Genomic DNA, 16,879 nt, shown 5'->3' on the forward strand with positions numbered 1-16,879 from the left:
GCTCTTCGACGGTCTCAGGGACCGCCCGAGGTCAGCCGCCGTAGACGTTGTGGTCGACGACGTGCATCGCCCGGGCCGCGTCGGTGATGCTGCCCGACAGCGACGGGTAGACCGCGAACACGCGCGAGACCTGGTCGACGGTGAGGCGGCGCTCGACGGCGATCGCGATCGGGTAGATGAGCTCCGAGGCGCGGGGGGCGACGATCACACCGCCGATGACGGTGCCGCTGCCCTCGCGGGCGATGATCTTGACGAAGCCGTCCTTGATGCCCATCATCTTGGCCCGCGGGTTGGCCGCCAGCGGCAGCTTGTGCACGACGCCGTTGATGTGGCCGTCCTCGATGTCCTTCTCCTGCCAGCCGATCGTCGCGATCTCGGGCGCGGTGAAGATGTTCGAGGTGATGCGGCGGCGCTCGAGGGGGATGACGATGTCGCCCAGCGCGTGGAAGATGGCGGTGCGGCCCTGCATCGAGGCGACCGATGCGAGCGGCACGAAGGTGGTGCAGTCGCCGGCGGCGTAGATGTTCGGCACGGAGGTGCGGGCGACGCGGTTGACCTGGATGTTGCCGGCCTCCGTCATCTGGACGCCCGCCTCTTCCAGGCCGATGCCCGCGGTGTTGGGGATGGAGCCGACGGCCATGAGGCAGTGGCTCCCTTCGACGGTGCGCCCGTCCGACAGCGTCACGATGACGGCGTCGCCGGTGTTCTCGACCTTCTCGGCCCGCGACTTCGACAGCACCTTCATGCCGCCGCGCTTGAAGACGCGCTCCAGCACGGCGGCGGCATCCTTGTCCTCTCCGGGGAGCACCTGGTCACGGCTGGAGACGAGTGTGACCTTCGCCCCCAGGTTCATGTAGGCGCCGGCGAACTCGGCGCCCGTCACGCCCGAGCCCACGACGATGAGGTGCTCCGGAAGGGCGCTCATGTTGTAGAGCTGCGTCCAGGTCAGGATGCGGACGCCGTCGGGCTTGGCGCTCGCGAGCTCGCGCGGCGACGAGCCGGTCGAGACGACGAGCGTGTCGGCCTCGATGCGGTCGAAGTCGGTTCCGCCCGGGCCAGTCGACACGACGACCGCGTGGTCGCCCTCGAGCCGGCCATGGCCGGAGATGATGCGCACGCCCGCCTCGACCAGCGATGCGCGCATGTCGTCGGACTGCTGCCGGGCCAGGGTGAGGAGACGCTTGTTGACGGCGCTCAGGTTGATCGCGATCTCCGGCTTCAGCGGCTTGCCGTCCTTGCCCTTGGCGAACAGCTGCACGCCGAGGTCGCCGGCGCCCGCGATCGCCACGGCGGCGTCGGCCGTCGCGATGAGGGACTTCGAGGGGACGACGTCGGTGATCACCGCCGAGCCTCCGATGCCCGCGCGCTCGACCACCGTCACCTCTGCTCCGAGCTGGGCGGCGGCGAGCGCCGCGTCGTAGCCTCCGGGTCCGCCGCCGAGGATGGCGACACTCTGGGTGGTCTCGAAGCTGATCGACATGGATTCCATTCTCCCCTGCCGGATGCCGCGACCACGACACATCCGGCGACACTCCCGAAAGCGCGGCGGACCGCCCCCGCTGGCCCTGGGCCGCGGCGGTTCCTAAAGTGGTGGCATGTCAGACACCATCGGCAATCCTCTCGACGACCCCACGGCCGACCCCTTCGAGGTCGCCGCCGCCGCCGCGGAGGACATCGCCCGCATCACCCGCGTCGAACGTCACGACATCGCTCTGACCCTCGGCAGCGGCTGGGGCAAGGCCGCAGAGCTCCTCGGCGAGACGACCGCGACGTTCCCCGCGACCCAGGTGACGGGCTTCAGCGCGCCGGCGCTGAGCGGCCACGTCGGGACGCTCCGCAGCGTCGTCACGCCCAAGGGTCGCCGCGTGCTGGTGATCGGCGCCCGCACCCACTACTACGAGGGCTACGGCGTGCGGCGGGTGGTGCACAGCGTGCGCACGGCCGCCGCGGCGGGAGCGCGCACGATGGTGCTCACCAACGGAGCGGGCGGCATCAAGCACACCTGGACGCCGGGCCGACCGGTGCTGATCAGCGACCACATCAATCTCACCGGCGACTCGCCGCTCGAGGGCGCGACGTTCATCGACCTCACCGATCTCTACTCGCTGCGGCTCCGGGACCTCGCACGCTCCATCGACCCGAGCCTCGATGAGGGCGTGTATTGCCAGTTCCGCGGGCCACAGTACGAGACTCCGGCCGAGGTGCAGATGGCCAAGGCGATCGGCGGCCACATCGTCGGCATGTCGACGGCGCTCGAGGCGATCGCCGCGCGCCAGGCCGGCATGGAGATCCTCGGCTTCTCGCTCATCACCAACATGGCCGCCGGCATCCAGAAGACACCGCTCAGCCACCAGGAGGTGCTCGACGCCGGCCGCGAGGCCGAGCCGGTCATCTCCTCGCTCCTCGCCCGCGTGATCGGCGCGCTGTGAGCGGCGCGGAGGTGCCGGCCGCCAGCCCCGACACGCAGGAGCCGGCACCGGACAAGGTGCCGACCGGGGCGGATGCGGCAGCCGAAGTGCTCGCGCGCGCACACTCGTGGCTCGCGCAGGACCCGGACGGCGTGACGCGCAGCGAGCTGCGTGCGCTCATCGAAGGCGCGGAGTCCGGCGCCGCGGCAGCGGCGGAGGAGCTCGTGGACCGCTTCTCGACGCGGCTCGCGTTCGGCACCGCGGGCCTCCGCGGCGCGCTCGGCGCGGGCAGCAACCGCATGAACCGCGTGCTCGTCGCCCAGGCCGCCGCGGGACTCGCCGCCTACGTGCGCGCGCAGGCCGGGCTCCCGCCGATCGGAGCGGAGGCGGTCTCCTCGGCCACCGAGCACGAAGGTGCGCAGGCGATGGATGCCGGGCCGCACGCCGACGCGGATGACGCCGCTTCAGGCGGCCCGGCGGACGGAGAGGCCAGGTCGAACACGGCGGAAGCCGCACCAGGGGCCGCGGCCGACGACGCGCCCGCCGGGCCGTCTGCGCCAGAGCTCACCGAGACTCCGTCGGTCGATGCGCTGGAGGCAGAGGGACCGGAGGTCCCCGGCATCCTCGACGATGCACCGATCGTCGTGATCGGCTACGACGGGCGACGCAACTCCGATGTGTTCGCCCGCGACTCGGCGGAGATCTTCGCCGGCGCAGGGCTCCGTGCCATCCTGCTCCCCCGGCTGCTGCCTACCCCCGTGCTCGCCTTCGCGGTGCGGCACTTCGGCGCCGCCGCCGGCGTCATGGTGACCGCGAGCCATAACCCGCCCGACGACAACGGCTACAAGGTGTACCTGGGCGGCGACGACGACGGCTCGCAGATCGTCGCGCCCGCCGACGCCGAGATCGCGGCGCACATCGCGCAGGTGGCCGAGGCCGGCGACATCAGCACACTCCCCCGCTCGCTCGCCTTCGAGGTGGCGACCGAGGACGTCGTCGACGACTACATCGCGGCCACCGCGGCCGTCGCCCCCGCCCCTGCGGGCGCGGACGGGCTCAGCTGGGTCTACACCGCGATGCACGGCGTGGGGTGGGAGACGCTGTCGCGCATCCTGCAGGCCGCCGGCTACCCGGAGCCTGTGCCGGTTTCGGCGCAGCTCGAGCCGGACGGCACATTCCCGACCGTGGCGTTCCCGAATCCGGAGGAGCCGGGCGCCATGGACCTCGCGTTCGAGGCCGCCCGCGCAGCGGGCGCCGAACTCGTGATCGCGAACGATCCGGACGCCGACCGGCTCGCCGTCGCCTTGCCGGACGACACCGCCGAGGGCGGCTGGCGCCGGCTGACCGGCAACGAGGTCGGGCTGCTGCTCGGCTGGCGCGCCGCGCAGCTCGCGACGGCTGACGGCCCGGCCCCGGAGGGCGCCTCGCTCGCCTGCTCGCTGGTCTCATCGCCGGGTCTGCAGACGGTCGCGGAGCACTACGGCCTCGACTTCCACGCGACGCTGACCGGCTTCAAGTGGATCTCGCGCGCCCCCGGCATCGTGTTCGGTTTCGAGGAGGCCCTCGGCTACCTCGTGAACCCCGGGACCGTGCGTGACAAGGACGGCATCTCGGCGGCGGTGGCGATCCTCGGCATGGTCACCGAGGCACGCGGCCGAGGCGCGACGCTCGCCGACCTCCTCACGGAGTTCGAGGAGCAATTCGGCGCTTTCGCCAGCGACCAGATCTCGATCCGCGTCGACGACGTGTCGCAGATCACAGGGATCATGGCGGCGCTGCGGGCGCGGCATCCGGAATCCGTCGGAGATGTCGCAGTGGATCGCATCGACGACCTCGAGCAGGGCGTCGACGACCTGCCGCCGGGCGACGTGCTGCGGCTGTGGCTCGTCGACGGCTCGCGCGTCGTCGTGCGCCCGAGCGGCACGGAGCCGAAGCTCAAGCTGTACCTGGACGTGCGGGGCGACTCGCGCGAGGACGCCGCCGCGCGCATCACCGCGCTCGCGGACGGCACCCGCGCGCTGCTCGCCGAGTACGGCGACTGACCGCACTTCGCGCCCGGTCGTTGAGCGAGCGAGGAACGAGCGAGACGAAACGCCGCCGAAGGTTGCGCGGCGTCAAGGCGTTTCGTCTCGGTCGCTGGCGCTCCCTCGCTCAACGACCGGGGGGACGCGCTTCCTGGTCGCCGGCGCTCCCCCGCTCAACGACCGGAACTTTGCGCCCGGCCGTTGAGCGAGCGAGGAACGAGCGAGACGAAACGCCGCCGAAGGTTGCGCGGCGTCAAGGCGTTTCGTCTCGGTCGCTGGCGCTCCCTCGCTCAACGACCGGGGGGACGCGCTTCCTGGTCGCTGGCGCTCCCCCGCTCAACGACCGGAACTTTGCGCCCGGCCGTTGAGCGAGCGAGGAACGAGCGAGACGAAACGCACCCGGCGCCGAAAGGCCTCAGCGGAGCACGAAGTGGCCGGGTGAGACCTCGGTGAGCACGGTGCCCTCGGGTTCGAGCCCGACGAGATCGGGCCGCGTCGAGATGCGCTCGAGTCGACGGCGGGCCTGCACGGGGTCGATCGACAGCGCGGCATCGAGCAGGTGGCGCGTGTAGGCGTGCTGCGGCGACGCGAACACCTCGGCGGTCGGTCCGAGCTCGACGATGCGGCCGCGGTTCATCACGGCGGTGCGCGTGGCGATCTCCCGCACGACCGACAGGTCGTGCGAGATGAACAGGTAGGTCAGCTCCAGCTCCCGCTGAAGCCGCAGGAGGAGGTCGGTGACCTGCGCCTGGATGGACATGTCGAGCGCCGAGAGCGGCTCGTCGCACACCACGAAGCCCGGACGCACAGCGATGGCCCGCGCGATCACGATGCGCTGGCGCTGCCCGCCCGAGAACGCGCGGGGGCGTCGGTGGACGGCATCCCCGTCGATCCCCACGGCCGCGAGCGCCTCGATCGCCTGCGCGCGCGAGTCGCCGCCGGGCGCGAGCACCGTGAGCGGCTCCATGACGTTCTGCAGCGCTGTGCGGTGCGGGTTCAGGGACGAGAACGGATCCTGGAAGATGACCTGCATCGATCGGTGGTAGGGCGCCCGGCGGGAGCGCGGGAGCGACGTGAGGTCGACGCCGTCGTACGTCACCGTGCCGCTCGTCGGTTCGTCCATCTGCAGGATGCTGCGCCCCAGCGTGGACTTGCCGCTCCCCGACTCCCCCACCAGCGCGAGCGTCTCGCCGCGGCGGATCGTCAGATCCACGCCGTCGACGGCCCGCACGGTCCCGGTCGTCCGACCCCAGGCGTTGCGCAGGGGAAAGGTCTTCACGAGCGCGTCGACGCGCACGAGATCGTCTATCGTCTGTTCGCTCATGCGTCCGCCTCCTCCGGTGAGGGCTCGGTGGGCGCGGCATCCAACAGCTCCTTCGTGTACGGATGCCGCGGCTCGCGGAAGACGCGATCGACATCGCCCGACTCGACGATGCGGCCGTCCTTCATCACGAGCACGTCGTCACAGACGGCCGCGACGACGGCGAGATCGTGCGTCACGATGAGTACGGTGAGCGAGCGCTCGGCCTGGAGCGTCCGCAGCAGCGCCAGGATCTGCGCCTGGATCGTGGCATCGAGTGCGGTCGTCGGCTCGTCCGCGAGGAGCAGCTCCGGCCGCGCGAGCAGGGCCATCGCGATCATGGCGCGCTGGCGCATGCCCCCCGAGAGCTCGTGCGGGTAGCGCGACAGCACGCGGTCGGGGTCGGGGATACGCACGGCAACCAGTGCCTCGCGCGCGAGCGCCGTCGCCTGGCGGCGCCCCACACGCTGGAACCGCTGCGCGACCTCGACGAGGTGCGCGCCGATGCGGACGAGCGGGTTGAACGAGGTCATCGGGTCCTGGAAGACCATCGCGGCCGGCAGCCGCTCCCGCGACGCCGCAGACGTGATGTTGCGACCGTCGAGGACCACGCGCCGCCAGTCGCGGGTCGCACCGTCGGGGAGGATGTCCATGAGCGCGCGCAACAGCATGGTCTTGCCCGAGCCCGACTCGCCGACGATGCCGACGACGCGGCCGCGCGGCACCTCGAACGACACGTCCTCGAGCACGCGCACGCGCCCGCCGGTTCGGCCTGCGAGGTCGACGTCGAGTCCTTCGACACTCAGCAGCACATCGCCGGGCTCAGCGGGCGGCGGGGTCGCGGCTGGGCCCACGCGGCCGGAGGCTCCGCGCGACGCGCCAGCGGCGGGTGGAGGGGTCGTGGGGACCGTCATGACGCTCCTCCTTCGCTGACGGTCTGGCGCAGCGCGTCGCCGAGCACGTTGAACGAGAGCACGGTGAGCAGGATCAGGATGCCCGGGATGAGGGCGAGGTAGGGCGCCGTCTGCAGACTGCCCTGCGCCGATTCCAGCAGGCTTCCCCAGGACGCCATCGGGGGCTGGATGCCGAGACCCAGGAAGCTCAGCGCCGACTCCGTGAGGATCGCGGTGGAGATGCTCGCGGTCGCCGCGACGATGATGGTCGGCGAGGCGTCGGGCATCACGTGGCGCCACACCACGAGCTCGCGCCGCACGCCGACGTAGCGGGCGTAACGGACGAACGCGCGCTCCCGGAGGCTCAGCGTCTCGGCGCGCACGAGTCGTGCCGTGGGCATCCACGAGAAGGCGCCGATCACGAAGATGATCGTCCAGAGCCCGGGCTTCAGGAACACGCTGGCGACGATGACGAGCACCATCCACGGGATCGACGAGAGGAAGTCGACGAACCGCATCAGCAGGTCGTCGATCCGGCCGCCGGCATAACCGGCGATGAGGCCGACGACGACGCCGATCACAGTCGCCGCCGTCATCGCCAGGATGCCGACGGTCAGCGAGATGCGGCCGCCATAGACCACGCGCGAGAAATAGTCGCGCCCGAGCTCGTCCGTGCCGAACCAGTGCGCGGCGCTCGGCGGCTGCCAGCGGATCGCGAGGTCGGTCGCGGTGGGATCCAGGGGCAGCAGCGGCGCCAGCAGCGAGACCGCGGCCACGATCACGAGGAACGCGATGGCCAGCAGGGATGTGACCGAACGGAACGAGCGCGTGCGGTGAACGAGCGTGTTCGCGTCGATGGCGGCGGCGACGTTGGGAGTGGTGGCGGTCATGAGCCCGCTCCGATCCGGATGCGCGGGTCGACCACGACGTAGAGGATGTCGGCGATGAGGTTGCCGACGATCACGAGCACGGCCGACAGCAGCAGCACGGCGAGCACGACCGGGTAGTCGAGACTGCGGGTCGCCGTGAGGAAGTAGGGACCGATGCCGGGCCAGCCGAAGATCGACTCGGTGACGATGGCGCCGGTGACGAGGATGGGCAGCGCGAGACCGAGCTGCGTGATGATCGGCAGCATCACGTTCCGCCCGACGTGGCGGCTGAGCACCTCGCGCCGCGACGCCCCGAACCCGCGCTGCACGAGCACGTAGTCCTGCGACAGTTGGCTGATGGTCGCGGCTCGCACATAGCGGGCCAGCTCGGGGAAGAACGCGACCACGAGCACGAGGAACGGCATCACGAAGTGCATCAGGAAGTCGACGGGATCGCCCTGCTTGCCCACGGAGTGCATGCCGATGATCGGGAACCATCGCAGTTGGTAGCCGAACACGTAGATGACCAGCAGCGCGAACCAGAACGACGGAGTCGCGATGCCGATGCCCGCCAGTCCGTCGATGGCCTTGTCGACGACCGTGCCACGACGCGAGCCGGCGATGAGTCCCAGCACGACGGCGATGACGAGAGCGGCGATGTAGGCCGGCGCCACCAGCATGATCGTGTTAGGAATCCGCGCGGCGAGCTCTTCGGCGATCGGGTGCCGGCTCACGAGCGAGTAGCCCAGGTCACCCTGCACGACGCGGGAGAGCCAGAGGCCGTATTGCACGACGAGGGGCTGGTCGAGACCGTAGCGCGCGCGCATCGCCGCCTGCGTCTCCTCCGACATCTGCGGCGTGGTGATCGTGTCGACCACGTCGTACGGCGCTGAGTGCAGCAGCGCGAAGACGACGAACGTCACCAGCAGCAGCATCGGCACGACCTGCAGCAGGCGCCGCAGGATGTAGACACCCATCGTTCTCCTTCCCCGCTGAAACGGATGCCGGGTCGCAACCCGCCGGACATGCCGATGTCACGGGCACCCGCGGCGGGGTGCCCGTGACATCAGTGGCTCACTGCTCGGTGAGCAGCCCGAAGTTCTCGAACGTGTAGATCGGGACGGTCTTCGCGTCGTCGACGCCGCCGATCCGCGGGTTGACCGCGAGGATCTTGAGGTTGTCGGCGAGCGGGAACACGACGGCGTCCTCGGCGATCTGCGCCTGCAGGTCGGCGTAGATCGAGGCACGCGCGTCGGGGTCGAGCTCGACGGCACCCTGGTCGAACAGCGCGTCCGTGGCCGGGTTGGAGTACGAGAAGTAGTTCGCCGAAGCGCCGGTGCGGTACAGCTGGCTGTACGCGTCCGGGTCCTGACCCATGATGTAGCCGCCCAGGAACGCGTCGTACTGCGAGTCGGCGCCCTTCTGGATCTCGTCGAAGACCGCTGCGGGCTCGATGCCGGCGAGCTCCACCGTGATGCCGGCATCCTGCAGCTGCTCCTGGATGAGGGTGGCCTCGGTGGTCTGCGCGGGATCGGCACCGGCGTACGCCAGGGTGATCGAGAGGTCCGACACGCCGGCCTCGTCGAGGAGGGCTGCCGAGGCATCCGCGTCCTGCTCGTACTTCTCGACGTCCTCGGTCGCGAACGCGTTGCTCGGCGGGAGGATCGTGTACGCGCTCTCGTAGTAGTCGTCGCTCAGGAACGCCGCGGTGTTGATCTCGTCGCGGTCGAGCGCGAAGAAGATCGCCTGTCGCACCTTCGGGTCGGTGAGCTTGGCGGCGTTGAGGCCGACGTAGGCGACGCGGCCCTCCGCGTACGGGTAGACGTTCAGGCCGGCGCCCTCGAGCTCGGTGATCTGAGCGGGCGTCGCGAACGACGCGTCCACCTCACCGGTCTGCAGCGCCGTCTTCGTGGTGTCCGCATCCGCGACGATGCGCAGCGTGACCTTGGGGATCTTGGGCGCGTCGCCGTAGTAGTTCTCGTTCGCCTCGAACGTGAGGTACTGGCCACGCTCGTACTCGGTCAGCTTGTAGGGGCCCGAGCCGACCGCGAGCGGGTCGAGCTCCGACACCGAGAAGTCGGTGACGTCGCCGTACACGTGCTCCGGGATGATGTACGTCTCGGTGGCGATGTTGCTGAGCGCCGCCGCGCTCACGCTCGGCAGGTGGAAGACGACGGTGAGCTCGTCGGTCGCCTCGGCCGTGATGGGCTGGTCGCCGACGTACAGCAGGTCGGCGTTGCCGTTCTCGCGGACCGCCTTGTTCGTGTAGGTGAAGACCACGTCCTCAGACGTGAGCGGCTCTCCGTCGGACCACCGCAGGCCGTCCTTGAGGGTGACGGTGACCGACAGGCCGTCCTCGGCCGGCTCGATCGACTCGGCCAGCTCGTTCACGACGGTGCCGTCGCCTTCGACCCGCGCCAGCGGCGAGTAGACGAGGTTCGTGACGGTCAGGCCCCAGCGGTCCGCGACGTTGATCGGGTTGAGCGAGGTCGGGTCGCTCGCGATCGCGTAGGTGAACTGTCCGGTCGCCTCGGCGCTGGTGGTCTCAGGTGCGGCGTCGCCCTGTGCGCAGGCCGCCAGTCCGATGGTGGCCGCCAGGGTCAGGGCGATGGGGGCGATCACTCGCCGTCTCGTCTTCATGAGCTCGTGGGTCTTCATCGTGTTTCGAGTCCTCTTCGCTGTGCATACGCCCGAATGGACGCACTGTTCGAGCCTAGGTCGGCCCGCGAGAGAGAGGCGCCGATCGGGCGAAGAATTGCGAAGTATGTCGACGCGGGGGCAGGCACATCGAGTCCTAAGCTCGAAGGATGCTGCTCACCCTGCCCATCGCCCTGGAGAACGCGTACGTGCGCCTGGAACCGCTCGCGCCCGAGCACGAGGCCGATCTCGCGGCGGCTGCCGTGGGGCTCGAGCACACCTGGTACACCTCGGTGCCGCGTCCCGACGGGATCGCCGCCGACATCGCGCAGCGCCTGGCGTGGCGGGACGCGGGTCACATGAACCCATGGGCGGTGCGCCGTCTCGACACCGGCCGCGTGGTGGGCACCACGACCTTCTGCAACATCGACCAGCCGAACCGCCACGTCGAGATCGGCCACACCTGGCTCGGACGCGAAGCGCAGCGCACCGCCGTCAACACGGCATCCAAGCTACTGCTCCTCGGCCACGCGTTCGAGGCGTGCGACGCGATCGCAGTCGAGTTCCGCACGCACTGGCACAACCGCCAGTCGCGTGCCGCGATCGCCCGGCTCGGCGCCCGGCAGGACGGCGTGCTGCGCAACCACCGGCTCGGCCCGGACGGCACCCTCCGCGACACCGTGGTCTTCTCGATCCTCCCCCACGAATGGCCCGCGGTGCGCCTCGGCCTCACCGAGCGCCTCGCGCGCGGCTGACCCGGGCGACCGGCATCCGTCCCTTCGCCTCCTCGTCTACCGGCCTTGTGAGGTTTGGGGCGCGTTCGCTCCGTTGGGGCGCAGATTCTGCGCCCCAACGGAGGTTTTGCGCCCCAAGACCATGGGTGGGACGGATGCTGCACCGCAACACCCGCTCCTCCCCGACGGCGGCCGTTCGCGGCTTGACCGCGGATTCTCCACGATCGGCGCCCGGGCGCACGTACCGCGCGAGGACGGCGAGCAGGCTCGACGCATGCCACCGATGCGCCTGCTGCGTCACGACGATCTCGTCCTCCTCGGTGTGGGCCCGCGCCGCCTGGCGACAGCGCTCCGTACGGGATCAGTGGTCAAGGTTCGGCCCGGGGTGTTCGTGCGAGGCGACGCGTGGAACGCAGCCAAACCCGAAGCACGGGCCGTCGCACGGGCCCAAGCACTGACGGCGGTCTCAACGATCCCTCCCGTCGTGTCGCACGAAACGGCGGCCGCTGTGCACGGCCTGCCCCTGTATCGCGCGGATGACCGGGAGCGCGTCCATGTGATCGCAGCCAGCGGGCGCCCTGGTGCCGCCGCAGGGGTCATACGTCATCGCGGAGAACTCCCCGACGACCACGTCATCGAGCTGGAGGGTATGCGCGTCACCTCGCTCGTCCGCACGGTAGCCGATGTCGCGCGCACCACCACCTTCGAGCAGGGCGTGACCATCACCGACGCAGCCCTGCGCGAGCATTTCGTGACCGGGCCGGGTCGGTACGACTTCGACGGCGCCGAGGACTTCCGGCAGAGGGTGTTGGAGATCGTGCGACGAGCCCCGCATGGGCAGACGCGCGCACGGCGTGTGCTCGATTTCGCCGATGGGCGCGCGCAGCTTCCGGGCGAGAGCATCAGTCGAATCCGCCTGCGAGACTTGGGGTTCCGAGCGATTCAGCTGCAGGTGCCGGTGGCGGGACCGCGGAACACCACCTACTTCGTCGATTTCGGTCTTGAGGAAATCACCGCGCTCGGCGAGTTCGACGGTGCGATCAAGTACGTGGACGGCCGACTCCTCGACGGTCGCACGTCGTCGCAAGCACTCGACGAAGAGAAGCAGCGCGAGGACTGGATCCGCGGGACGACCCAGCGCCGCTTCGCCCGCTGGGGCTGGCCGCACCTGCGCACGGCCGCCCAGTTGGGCGCACGACTCGAGGCGTTCGGCATCCGCCCCCTGTGCTGAGACCGCCGCCACCCACGCGCGGGATCGACGCCTTCCCTCTCGCCGGGTTCGGGGCGTGTTCTCCCCGCCGGGGCGCAGATTCTCCGCCCCAACGGAGGAAATGCGCCCCAAACCGAGGCTGAGGGCAGATGCCGCGGCTCAGCCGTCGATGACGGCGACGAGCTCGTCGAGGAAGGCGTTGAAGTCGGTGCCGCGACGCACGATGCGCTGCACGCTGTCTCGCTCGCTGAACACCTCGACGAACTGCTCGAAGACGGTCTGGAACGCCTCGCGATCCGTCTCCGAGAACGCGACGAGTGCGACGACCTGCACCCGTCCGTCGCCCCATGCGATCGACGGGTCGGCGATGCCGATGGCGATGGCGGTGCGGGATGCCGTCATCTCGAGCGCGTGGGGCACGGCGAGGGCGTCCGTGAACGCGGTGGATGACAGGCGTTCGCGCTCGATGGTGCGCTCGACGTACTGCGCATCGATGACGCCGCGCTCGCGGAGCAGCGCCCCGAGGGTGCGGATCACGCCTTCCTCGCCCTCGGTCGCGGCGACGTCGAGCCCCCGGAGGAAGGCCGACGGCTCGAAGTAGCGCTCGAGCTCGGCACGCAGCCGCGCGAGCCGTCGCGAGCGACGGATCCGGCCCGCCGCGGACTGCACCCGCTCGACGTCCGCGTCGGTGAGGAACGGCTGGATGCGCACGATGCGCTCGCTCGTCAGGGGCGGGTCGATCGTCGTGAGCACGAGGTCGGTGTCGATCGACGCCCAGTCGGGGTCGACGCGCGTCTCGACGCCGACGACCTCGACCGCCTGCCCCAGCGAGCGGTCGACGCTGGAGCGCAGCAGCTCGTGCAGGTCGTAGTAGCCGGGACACACGATGGTCGCGGTGAGCAGCTGGTCGGCACGCCGGCTGCGCTCGAGGCGTCCGCCGACGTGCATGGCGATGTAGGCGATCTCGTCATCGGGCAGCGGAATGCCGAGGCGCTGCTGCAGGCGGCTGGCGATGAACACCGCCACCTCGAAGATCATCGGATACGTCGACTTGAGCGAGCGCGTCAGCGGGTTGCGCGACCACGCCTGCTCCCGCGCCCGATGCAGCAGGTTCTGCACGTGCAGCGCCAGGCGCGCCACGAAGTCGTCGTGGGCGATGTCGACGAGGAACTCCTCGGCGGCGGCGACGACGACATCGCGTACGGCGGCCTGCACCTCGGGATCGAGGGTTGACGGTGTGCTGACGGATGCCGCGCCCTCGATCCCGTCGGGTGCGACGACGCGGGTGAGCACGAGAGTCGCGAGATGCTGGAGGTCCGCGCTGCCGAGGCGCACCCCGAGGTGCCGCTCCGACAGGTCGGCGATGATCGCCGCCACCTGGGTCTGCGTGGGACGGTCGCGCCCGTTCGCCTGCTCGGCGCCGACGGCGTCGAGCGGGCGGTCCCGGGCGGTGCGGTCGGCGGCGATCGCGATGTGCATCACGACGTCGGCGATGCCGATCTCGTTGACGAACCATCCGAGCTCGCCGACGCGCGCCACGAGCTCGGTCTTGAACGGACCGAACGCCTGAGCCCCGACCGACCCCTCGCCGAGGGTCCGCCGGAGGGCCGCGAGGTCGAAGGATCCGGCATCCATCTCGTCGTGCGCGAGCTTGCTCAGCAGGCGTCGCTGCGCGCCCTCGGTGCCGCGCAGCCGTGCGTGGGCGGCCGAGCGTTCGAGCGTGAGCTCCGTGCCGCCGAGGAGGCCGCGCACCCGCGACAGGTCGCCCTCGAGCGTGGCCGGCGACACGTGGAGGGCGTCGGCCGTCTCGAAGACGTCGATGCCGTCGGGGGCGTCCAGCAGCGCGCGCACCAGGGTGTGAAGGCGGTCGCGCGGCGTGCCCGCGTCCCCGCCGGCGCGCAGGACCGCAGCGGCCTCGGAACCGGCCCGGTACCCCTGCGGGCCCGACTCGACGGCGGTGCCGGGAGCCGCGCGTGCGTTCGCCGCGGTCACATACGACCGGATGCTGCGAGGAGTCACGCCGAGGGCGTCGGCGAGAGCGGATGCCGTCAGCCAGTCGCCGTCGCGCAGGAGCAGTGCGAGCACGCGATCTTGCCGGGCCCGGGTCACCAGGCCAGTCAACCACGGCGCTGTCGCCCGAGGTCCTCCGTAGCCTCATTGCGTTTCGTCTCGCTCGTTCCTCGCTCGCTCAACGACCGGACAGTGCGGTTAAGCGAGCGAGCAAACGGCTCGCTGTCGTGACCGCGACCCACCGGTCGTCGCGCGAGGGAGCGCCGGCGATCGAGTCGCAACGCCCCGGCCTCGGCGCACGACCCGACCGTTTCCGCCCCCGCGGAAGAAGGAGTGGTTGTCCCCTCTCAGCGTTCTCACAAGAATGGCCATGAGGAGGCGGGTCGATGAGGATCCTGGTGGTCTGCGGAGCGGGTGCCTCGAGCACCTTCGTCGCTCAGCGCGTTCGTCACGCGGCGCATGCGGAGGGTCTCGACTATTCCGCGTTCGCCGGCACCGAGCAGTCGCTGCCGATCGATCTCGATGGCGCCGACGTCGTCCTGGTGGGACCGCATCTTGCGCACGCGCTGGAGCGCATCGATCGGGATGCCGCCGCACGGGGCACGATCGTCGTTCTGCTGCCGTCCGACATCTTCGGAGACCGCGACGGCACCCGCACCCTCGCGCTGGTCCGCGCCGCGACCGGAAGCCCCGGGGGGTCGCTTCCGGCCGCGGCGGCGGACCCGCCGGACAGTCCCGACTGACCCGCCATCCCCTGAACGCCGAGCTCACGACAGAGAGGTCACCCCATGCCACCCATCTCCCGCACCGTCCGGATCGGATCGGCGCACGGGCTGCACGCGCGGCCCGCGAAGCTGTTCGCGCAGGCGGCGAAGGATGCCGGCATCCCGATCACGATCGCGAAGGACGCCGGCGGCCCGGTCAACGCCGCCAGCATCCTGGGCGTGATCGCGCTCGGCGTGGAGCAGGGCGACTACGTGACCCTCACGGCGGACGGTGACAACGCCGACGCCACGCTCGACAGGCTCGCCGAGCTGCTCACCACCGACCACGACGCGGAGGCCTGAGATGACCGAGCTGCGAGGTGTCGGCATCGGCCTGGGCGTCGCCCAGGGACCTGTCGCGCGCATGGCGGAGCCGGCGCCCCCTCCCTCCGACGCACCCAGCACGTTGAGCGTCGACGAGGAGAAGGCGCGGGTGACGGATGCCGTCGCCGCCGTCGCCCGCGAGCTCGAGGCGCGCGGGGCGCAGGCCGGCGGCGCCGCACAGGAGGTGCTCGAGGCGCAGGCGATGATGGCGGAGGACCCGACCCTCGTCGATGAGGTCGGCACCCGCCTGGCCCAGGGACGGACGGGCGAGTTCGCGGTGTTCGACGCGTTCGCGTCGTTCCGCGAGCAGCTCACCGCGCTCGGCGGCTACCTCGGCGAGCGCGCCGCCGACCTCGACGACGTCGCCCAGCGCGTCATCGCCCGGCTGCGCGGCGAGCCCGCACCGGGCGTGCCCGATCCCGGGCATCCTTTCGTGCTCGTCGCGAAGGATCTCGCGCCGGCCGACACCGCGCTCCTGGACCTCGACAAGGTGCTGGCGCTCGTCACCACGGAGGGCGGCCCGACGTCGCACACGGCGATCCTCGCGCGCGAGAAGTCGATCGTCGCGATCGTCGGCGCGGCTGACGCCAAGAACCTGCGGGACGGCGAGACCGTGATCGTGGATGCCGCGGCCGGCGTCGTCACGACGGCGGCGACGCCCGACGAGCTCGAGCGCGCTCAGCGCCGCGCCGAGGAGCGGGCATCCGCCTCGTCCGCGCCGATCACCGACGGCGCCCTCGCCGACGGCACGCCGGTGCCGCTGCTCGCGAACCTCGGCAAGCCGGAGGGCGCCGTCGATGCGGTGGCCCTCGGCGCCGAGGGCGTCGGGCTCTTCCGCACCGAGTTCCTCTTCCTGAGCTCGGCGCAGGCACCGACCGTCGAGCAGCAGCGCGAGGCCTACACGAAGCTGCTCGCGGCGTTCCCGGGCAAGAAGGTCGTCGTCCGCGTGCTCGACGCCGGCGCCGACAAGCCGCTGGCGTTCCTCAACGACGCGCACGAGGAGAACCCGGCGCTCGGGCTCCGCGGCATCCGCGCCCTGCGGGCGAGCGAAGACATCCTCCGGGAGCAGCTCACCGCACTTGCAGAGGCGGATGCCGCCACCGACGCCGACCTCTGGGTCATGGCGCCGATGGTGGCGACCGTCGAGGAATCGGAGTACTTCACCGACATCGCCCGCGACTACGGCATCAAGACTGCCGGGGTCATGGTCGAGGTGCCGTCCTCCGCGCTGCTGGCCGACCGGATCCTGTCGTACACCGACTTCGCGTCGATCGGCACCAACGACCTCACGCAGTACACGATGGCGGCCGACCGCCTGCTCGGCTCGGTCGCCTCCCTCCAGGATCCCTGGCACCCCGCGGTGCTGCGGCTCATCCGCGAGGTCGGCGACGCCGGCCGGGCGCACGGCAAGCCGGTCGGCATCTGCGGCGAGGCGGCGGCCGACCCGCTCCTTGCCGTGGTGCTCGTGGGCCTCGGCGCCACGAGCCTGTCGATGGCTCCCACGGCCCTCGCCGACGTGCGCGCCACGCTGCTGAAGCACACCGCCGGCCAGGCGCGCGACATCGCCGCCGCCGCCCTCGCCGCGTCGGACGCGGCATCCGCTCGAATCGCGGCGCAGCAGGCCGCGGCCGGCAGCACGAGCACCACCGCCCAGACGGCGGCCACCCGATAGACCGCCCGCAGCTGCGGCACAACGAGAAGAGAAG

14 protein-coding genes are annotated in these 16,879 nt (G+C 70.9%); 7 read left to right on the forward strand and 7 right to left on the reverse strand.

Annotated elements, in window-relative coordinates; genetic code table 11:
• Window positions 1-31: 31 nt before the first annotated feature.
• On the reverse strand, window positions 32-1,489 hold the full coding sequence (locus NCG93_RS11265; RefSeq protein WP_194414144.1) for an NAD(P)H-quinone dehydrogenase: 1,458 nt from the start codon (window positions 1,487-1,489) through the stop codon (window positions 32-34).
• A 106-nt stretch (window positions 1,490-1,595) separates the two neighbouring features.
• Here NCG93_RS11265 and NCG93_RS11270 point away from each other — a divergent pair, with 106 nt between their 5' ends.
• Together NCG93_RS11270 and NCG93_RS11275 are read left to right on the forward strand one after the other, a co-directional pair.
• Window positions 1,596-2,429 (forward strand): purine-nucleoside phosphorylase, encoded by an 834-nt coding sequence (locus tag NCG93_RS11270; protein WP_194414145.1) that lies wholly within the window; start codon window positions 1,596-1,598, stop codon window positions 2,427-2,429.
• Window positions 2,430-2,515: 86 nt separating this feature from the next.
• On the forward strand, window positions 2,516-4,450 hold the full coding sequence (locus NCG93_RS11275) for a phospho-sugar mutase (protein WP_372495985.1): 1,935 nt from the start codon (window positions 2,516-2,518) through the stop codon (window positions 4,448-4,450).
• 397 nt (window positions 4,451-4,847) lie between these two features.
• On the opposite strand, the gene NCG93_RS11280 is transcribed toward NCG93_RS11275, so the two are convergent.
• From NCG93_RS11280 to NCG93_RS11300, 5 genes are all read right to left on the reverse strand, one after another.
• Window positions 4,848-5,756 carry an ATP-binding cassette domain-containing protein gene (locus tag NCG93_RS11280; RefSeq protein WP_194414146.1) on the reverse strand — a complete coding sequence of 303 codons (909 nt, stop codon included), beginning with the start codon at window positions 5,754-5,756 and terminating at the stop codon, window positions 4,848-4,850.
• Window positions 5,753-6,646, reverse strand: a complete 894-nt coding sequence (locus NCG93_RS11285; protein ID WP_194414147.1) for an ABC transporter ATP-binding protein — start codon at window positions 6,644-6,646, stop codon at window positions 5,753-5,755. The genes NCG93_RS11280 and NCG93_RS11285 overlap by 4 nt, the downstream gene beginning before the upstream one ends.
• Window positions 6,643-7,515, reverse strand: a complete 873-nt coding sequence (locus NCG93_RS11290) for an ABC transporter permease (protein WP_194414148.1) — start codon at window positions 7,513-7,515, stop codon at window positions 6,643-6,645. The genes NCG93_RS11285 and NCG93_RS11290 overlap by 4 nt, the downstream gene beginning before the upstream one ends.
• On the reverse strand, window positions 7,512-8,471 hold the full coding sequence (locus tag NCG93_RS11295) for an ABC transporter permease (protein WP_194414149.1): 960 nt from the start codon (window positions 8,469-8,471) through the stop codon (window positions 7,512-7,514). Before NCG93_RS11295 ends, NCG93_RS11290 begins: the two co-directional genes overlap by 4 nt.
• Before the next feature lie 97 nt (window positions 8,472-8,568).
• Window positions 8,569-10,152, reverse strand: coding sequence for an ABC transporter substrate-binding protein (locus NCG93_RS11300; protein WP_206687611.1), 1,584 nt, complete (start codon window positions 10,150-10,152; stop codon window positions 8,569-8,571).
• 149 nt (window positions 10,153-10,301) lie between these two features.
• On the opposite strand from NCG93_RS11300, the gene NCG93_RS11305 reads away from it, so the two are divergent.
• Both NCG93_RS11305 and NCG93_RS11310 read left to right on the forward strand, forming a co-directional pair.
• Window positions 10,302-10,886 (forward strand): GNAT family N-acetyltransferase, encoded by a 585-nt coding sequence (locus NCG93_RS11305; RefSeq protein ID WP_194414150.1) that lies wholly within the window; start codon window positions 10,302-10,304, stop codon window positions 10,884-10,886.
• Between the two features lie 463 nt (window positions 10,887-11,349).
• Window positions 11,350-12,096: a hypothetical protein gene (locus NCG93_RS11310; RefSeq protein WP_194414151.1), complete on the forward strand. Its 747-nt coding sequence runs from the start codon at window positions 11,350-11,352 to the stop codon at window positions 12,094-12,096.
• A gap of 138 nt (window positions 12,097-12,234) precedes the next feature.
• On the opposite strand, the gene NCG93_RS11315 is transcribed toward NCG93_RS11310, so the two are convergent.
• Window positions 12,235-14,184: a BglG family transcription antiterminator gene (locus tag NCG93_RS11315; protein ID WP_194414152.1), complete on the reverse strand. Its 1,950-nt coding sequence runs from the start codon at window positions 14,182-14,184 to the stop codon at window positions 12,235-12,237.
• A 287-nt stretch (window positions 14,185-14,471) separates the two neighbouring features.
• Between NCG93_RS11315 and NCG93_RS11320 the strand changes: the two genes are divergently transcribed.
• Genes NCG93_RS11320 through ptsP form a run of 3 tightly spaced genes read left to right on the forward strand, consistent with a single transcriptional unit; the run spans window position 14,472 to window position 16,845 of the window.
• Window positions 14,472-14,828 (forward strand): PTS sugar transporter subunit IIB, encoded by a 357-nt coding sequence (locus NCG93_RS11320; RefSeq protein WP_194414153.1) that lies wholly within the window; start codon window positions 14,472-14,474, stop codon window positions 14,826-14,828.
• Window positions 14,829-14,873: 45 nt separating this feature from the next.
• Window positions 14,874-15,152, forward strand: a complete 279-nt coding sequence (locus NCG93_RS11325; RefSeq protein ID WP_194414154.1) for an HPr family phosphocarrier protein — start codon at window positions 14,874-14,876, stop codon at window positions 15,150-15,152.
• A gap of 1 nt (window position 15,153) precedes the next feature.
• Window positions 15,154-16,845: a phosphoenolpyruvate--protein phosphotransferase gene (gene ptsP, locus NCG93_RS11330; RefSeq protein WP_194414155.1), complete on the forward strand. Its 1,692-nt coding sequence runs from the start codon at window positions 15,154-15,156 to the stop codon at window positions 16,843-16,845.
• The last annotated feature ends 34 nt before the right edge of the window (window positions 16,846-16,879 follow it).

Source organism: Microbacterium yannicii, assembly GCF_024055635.1.
Lineage (GTDB): Bacteria > Actinomycetota > Actinomycetes > Actinomycetales > Microbacteriaceae > Microbacterium > Microbacterium yannicii.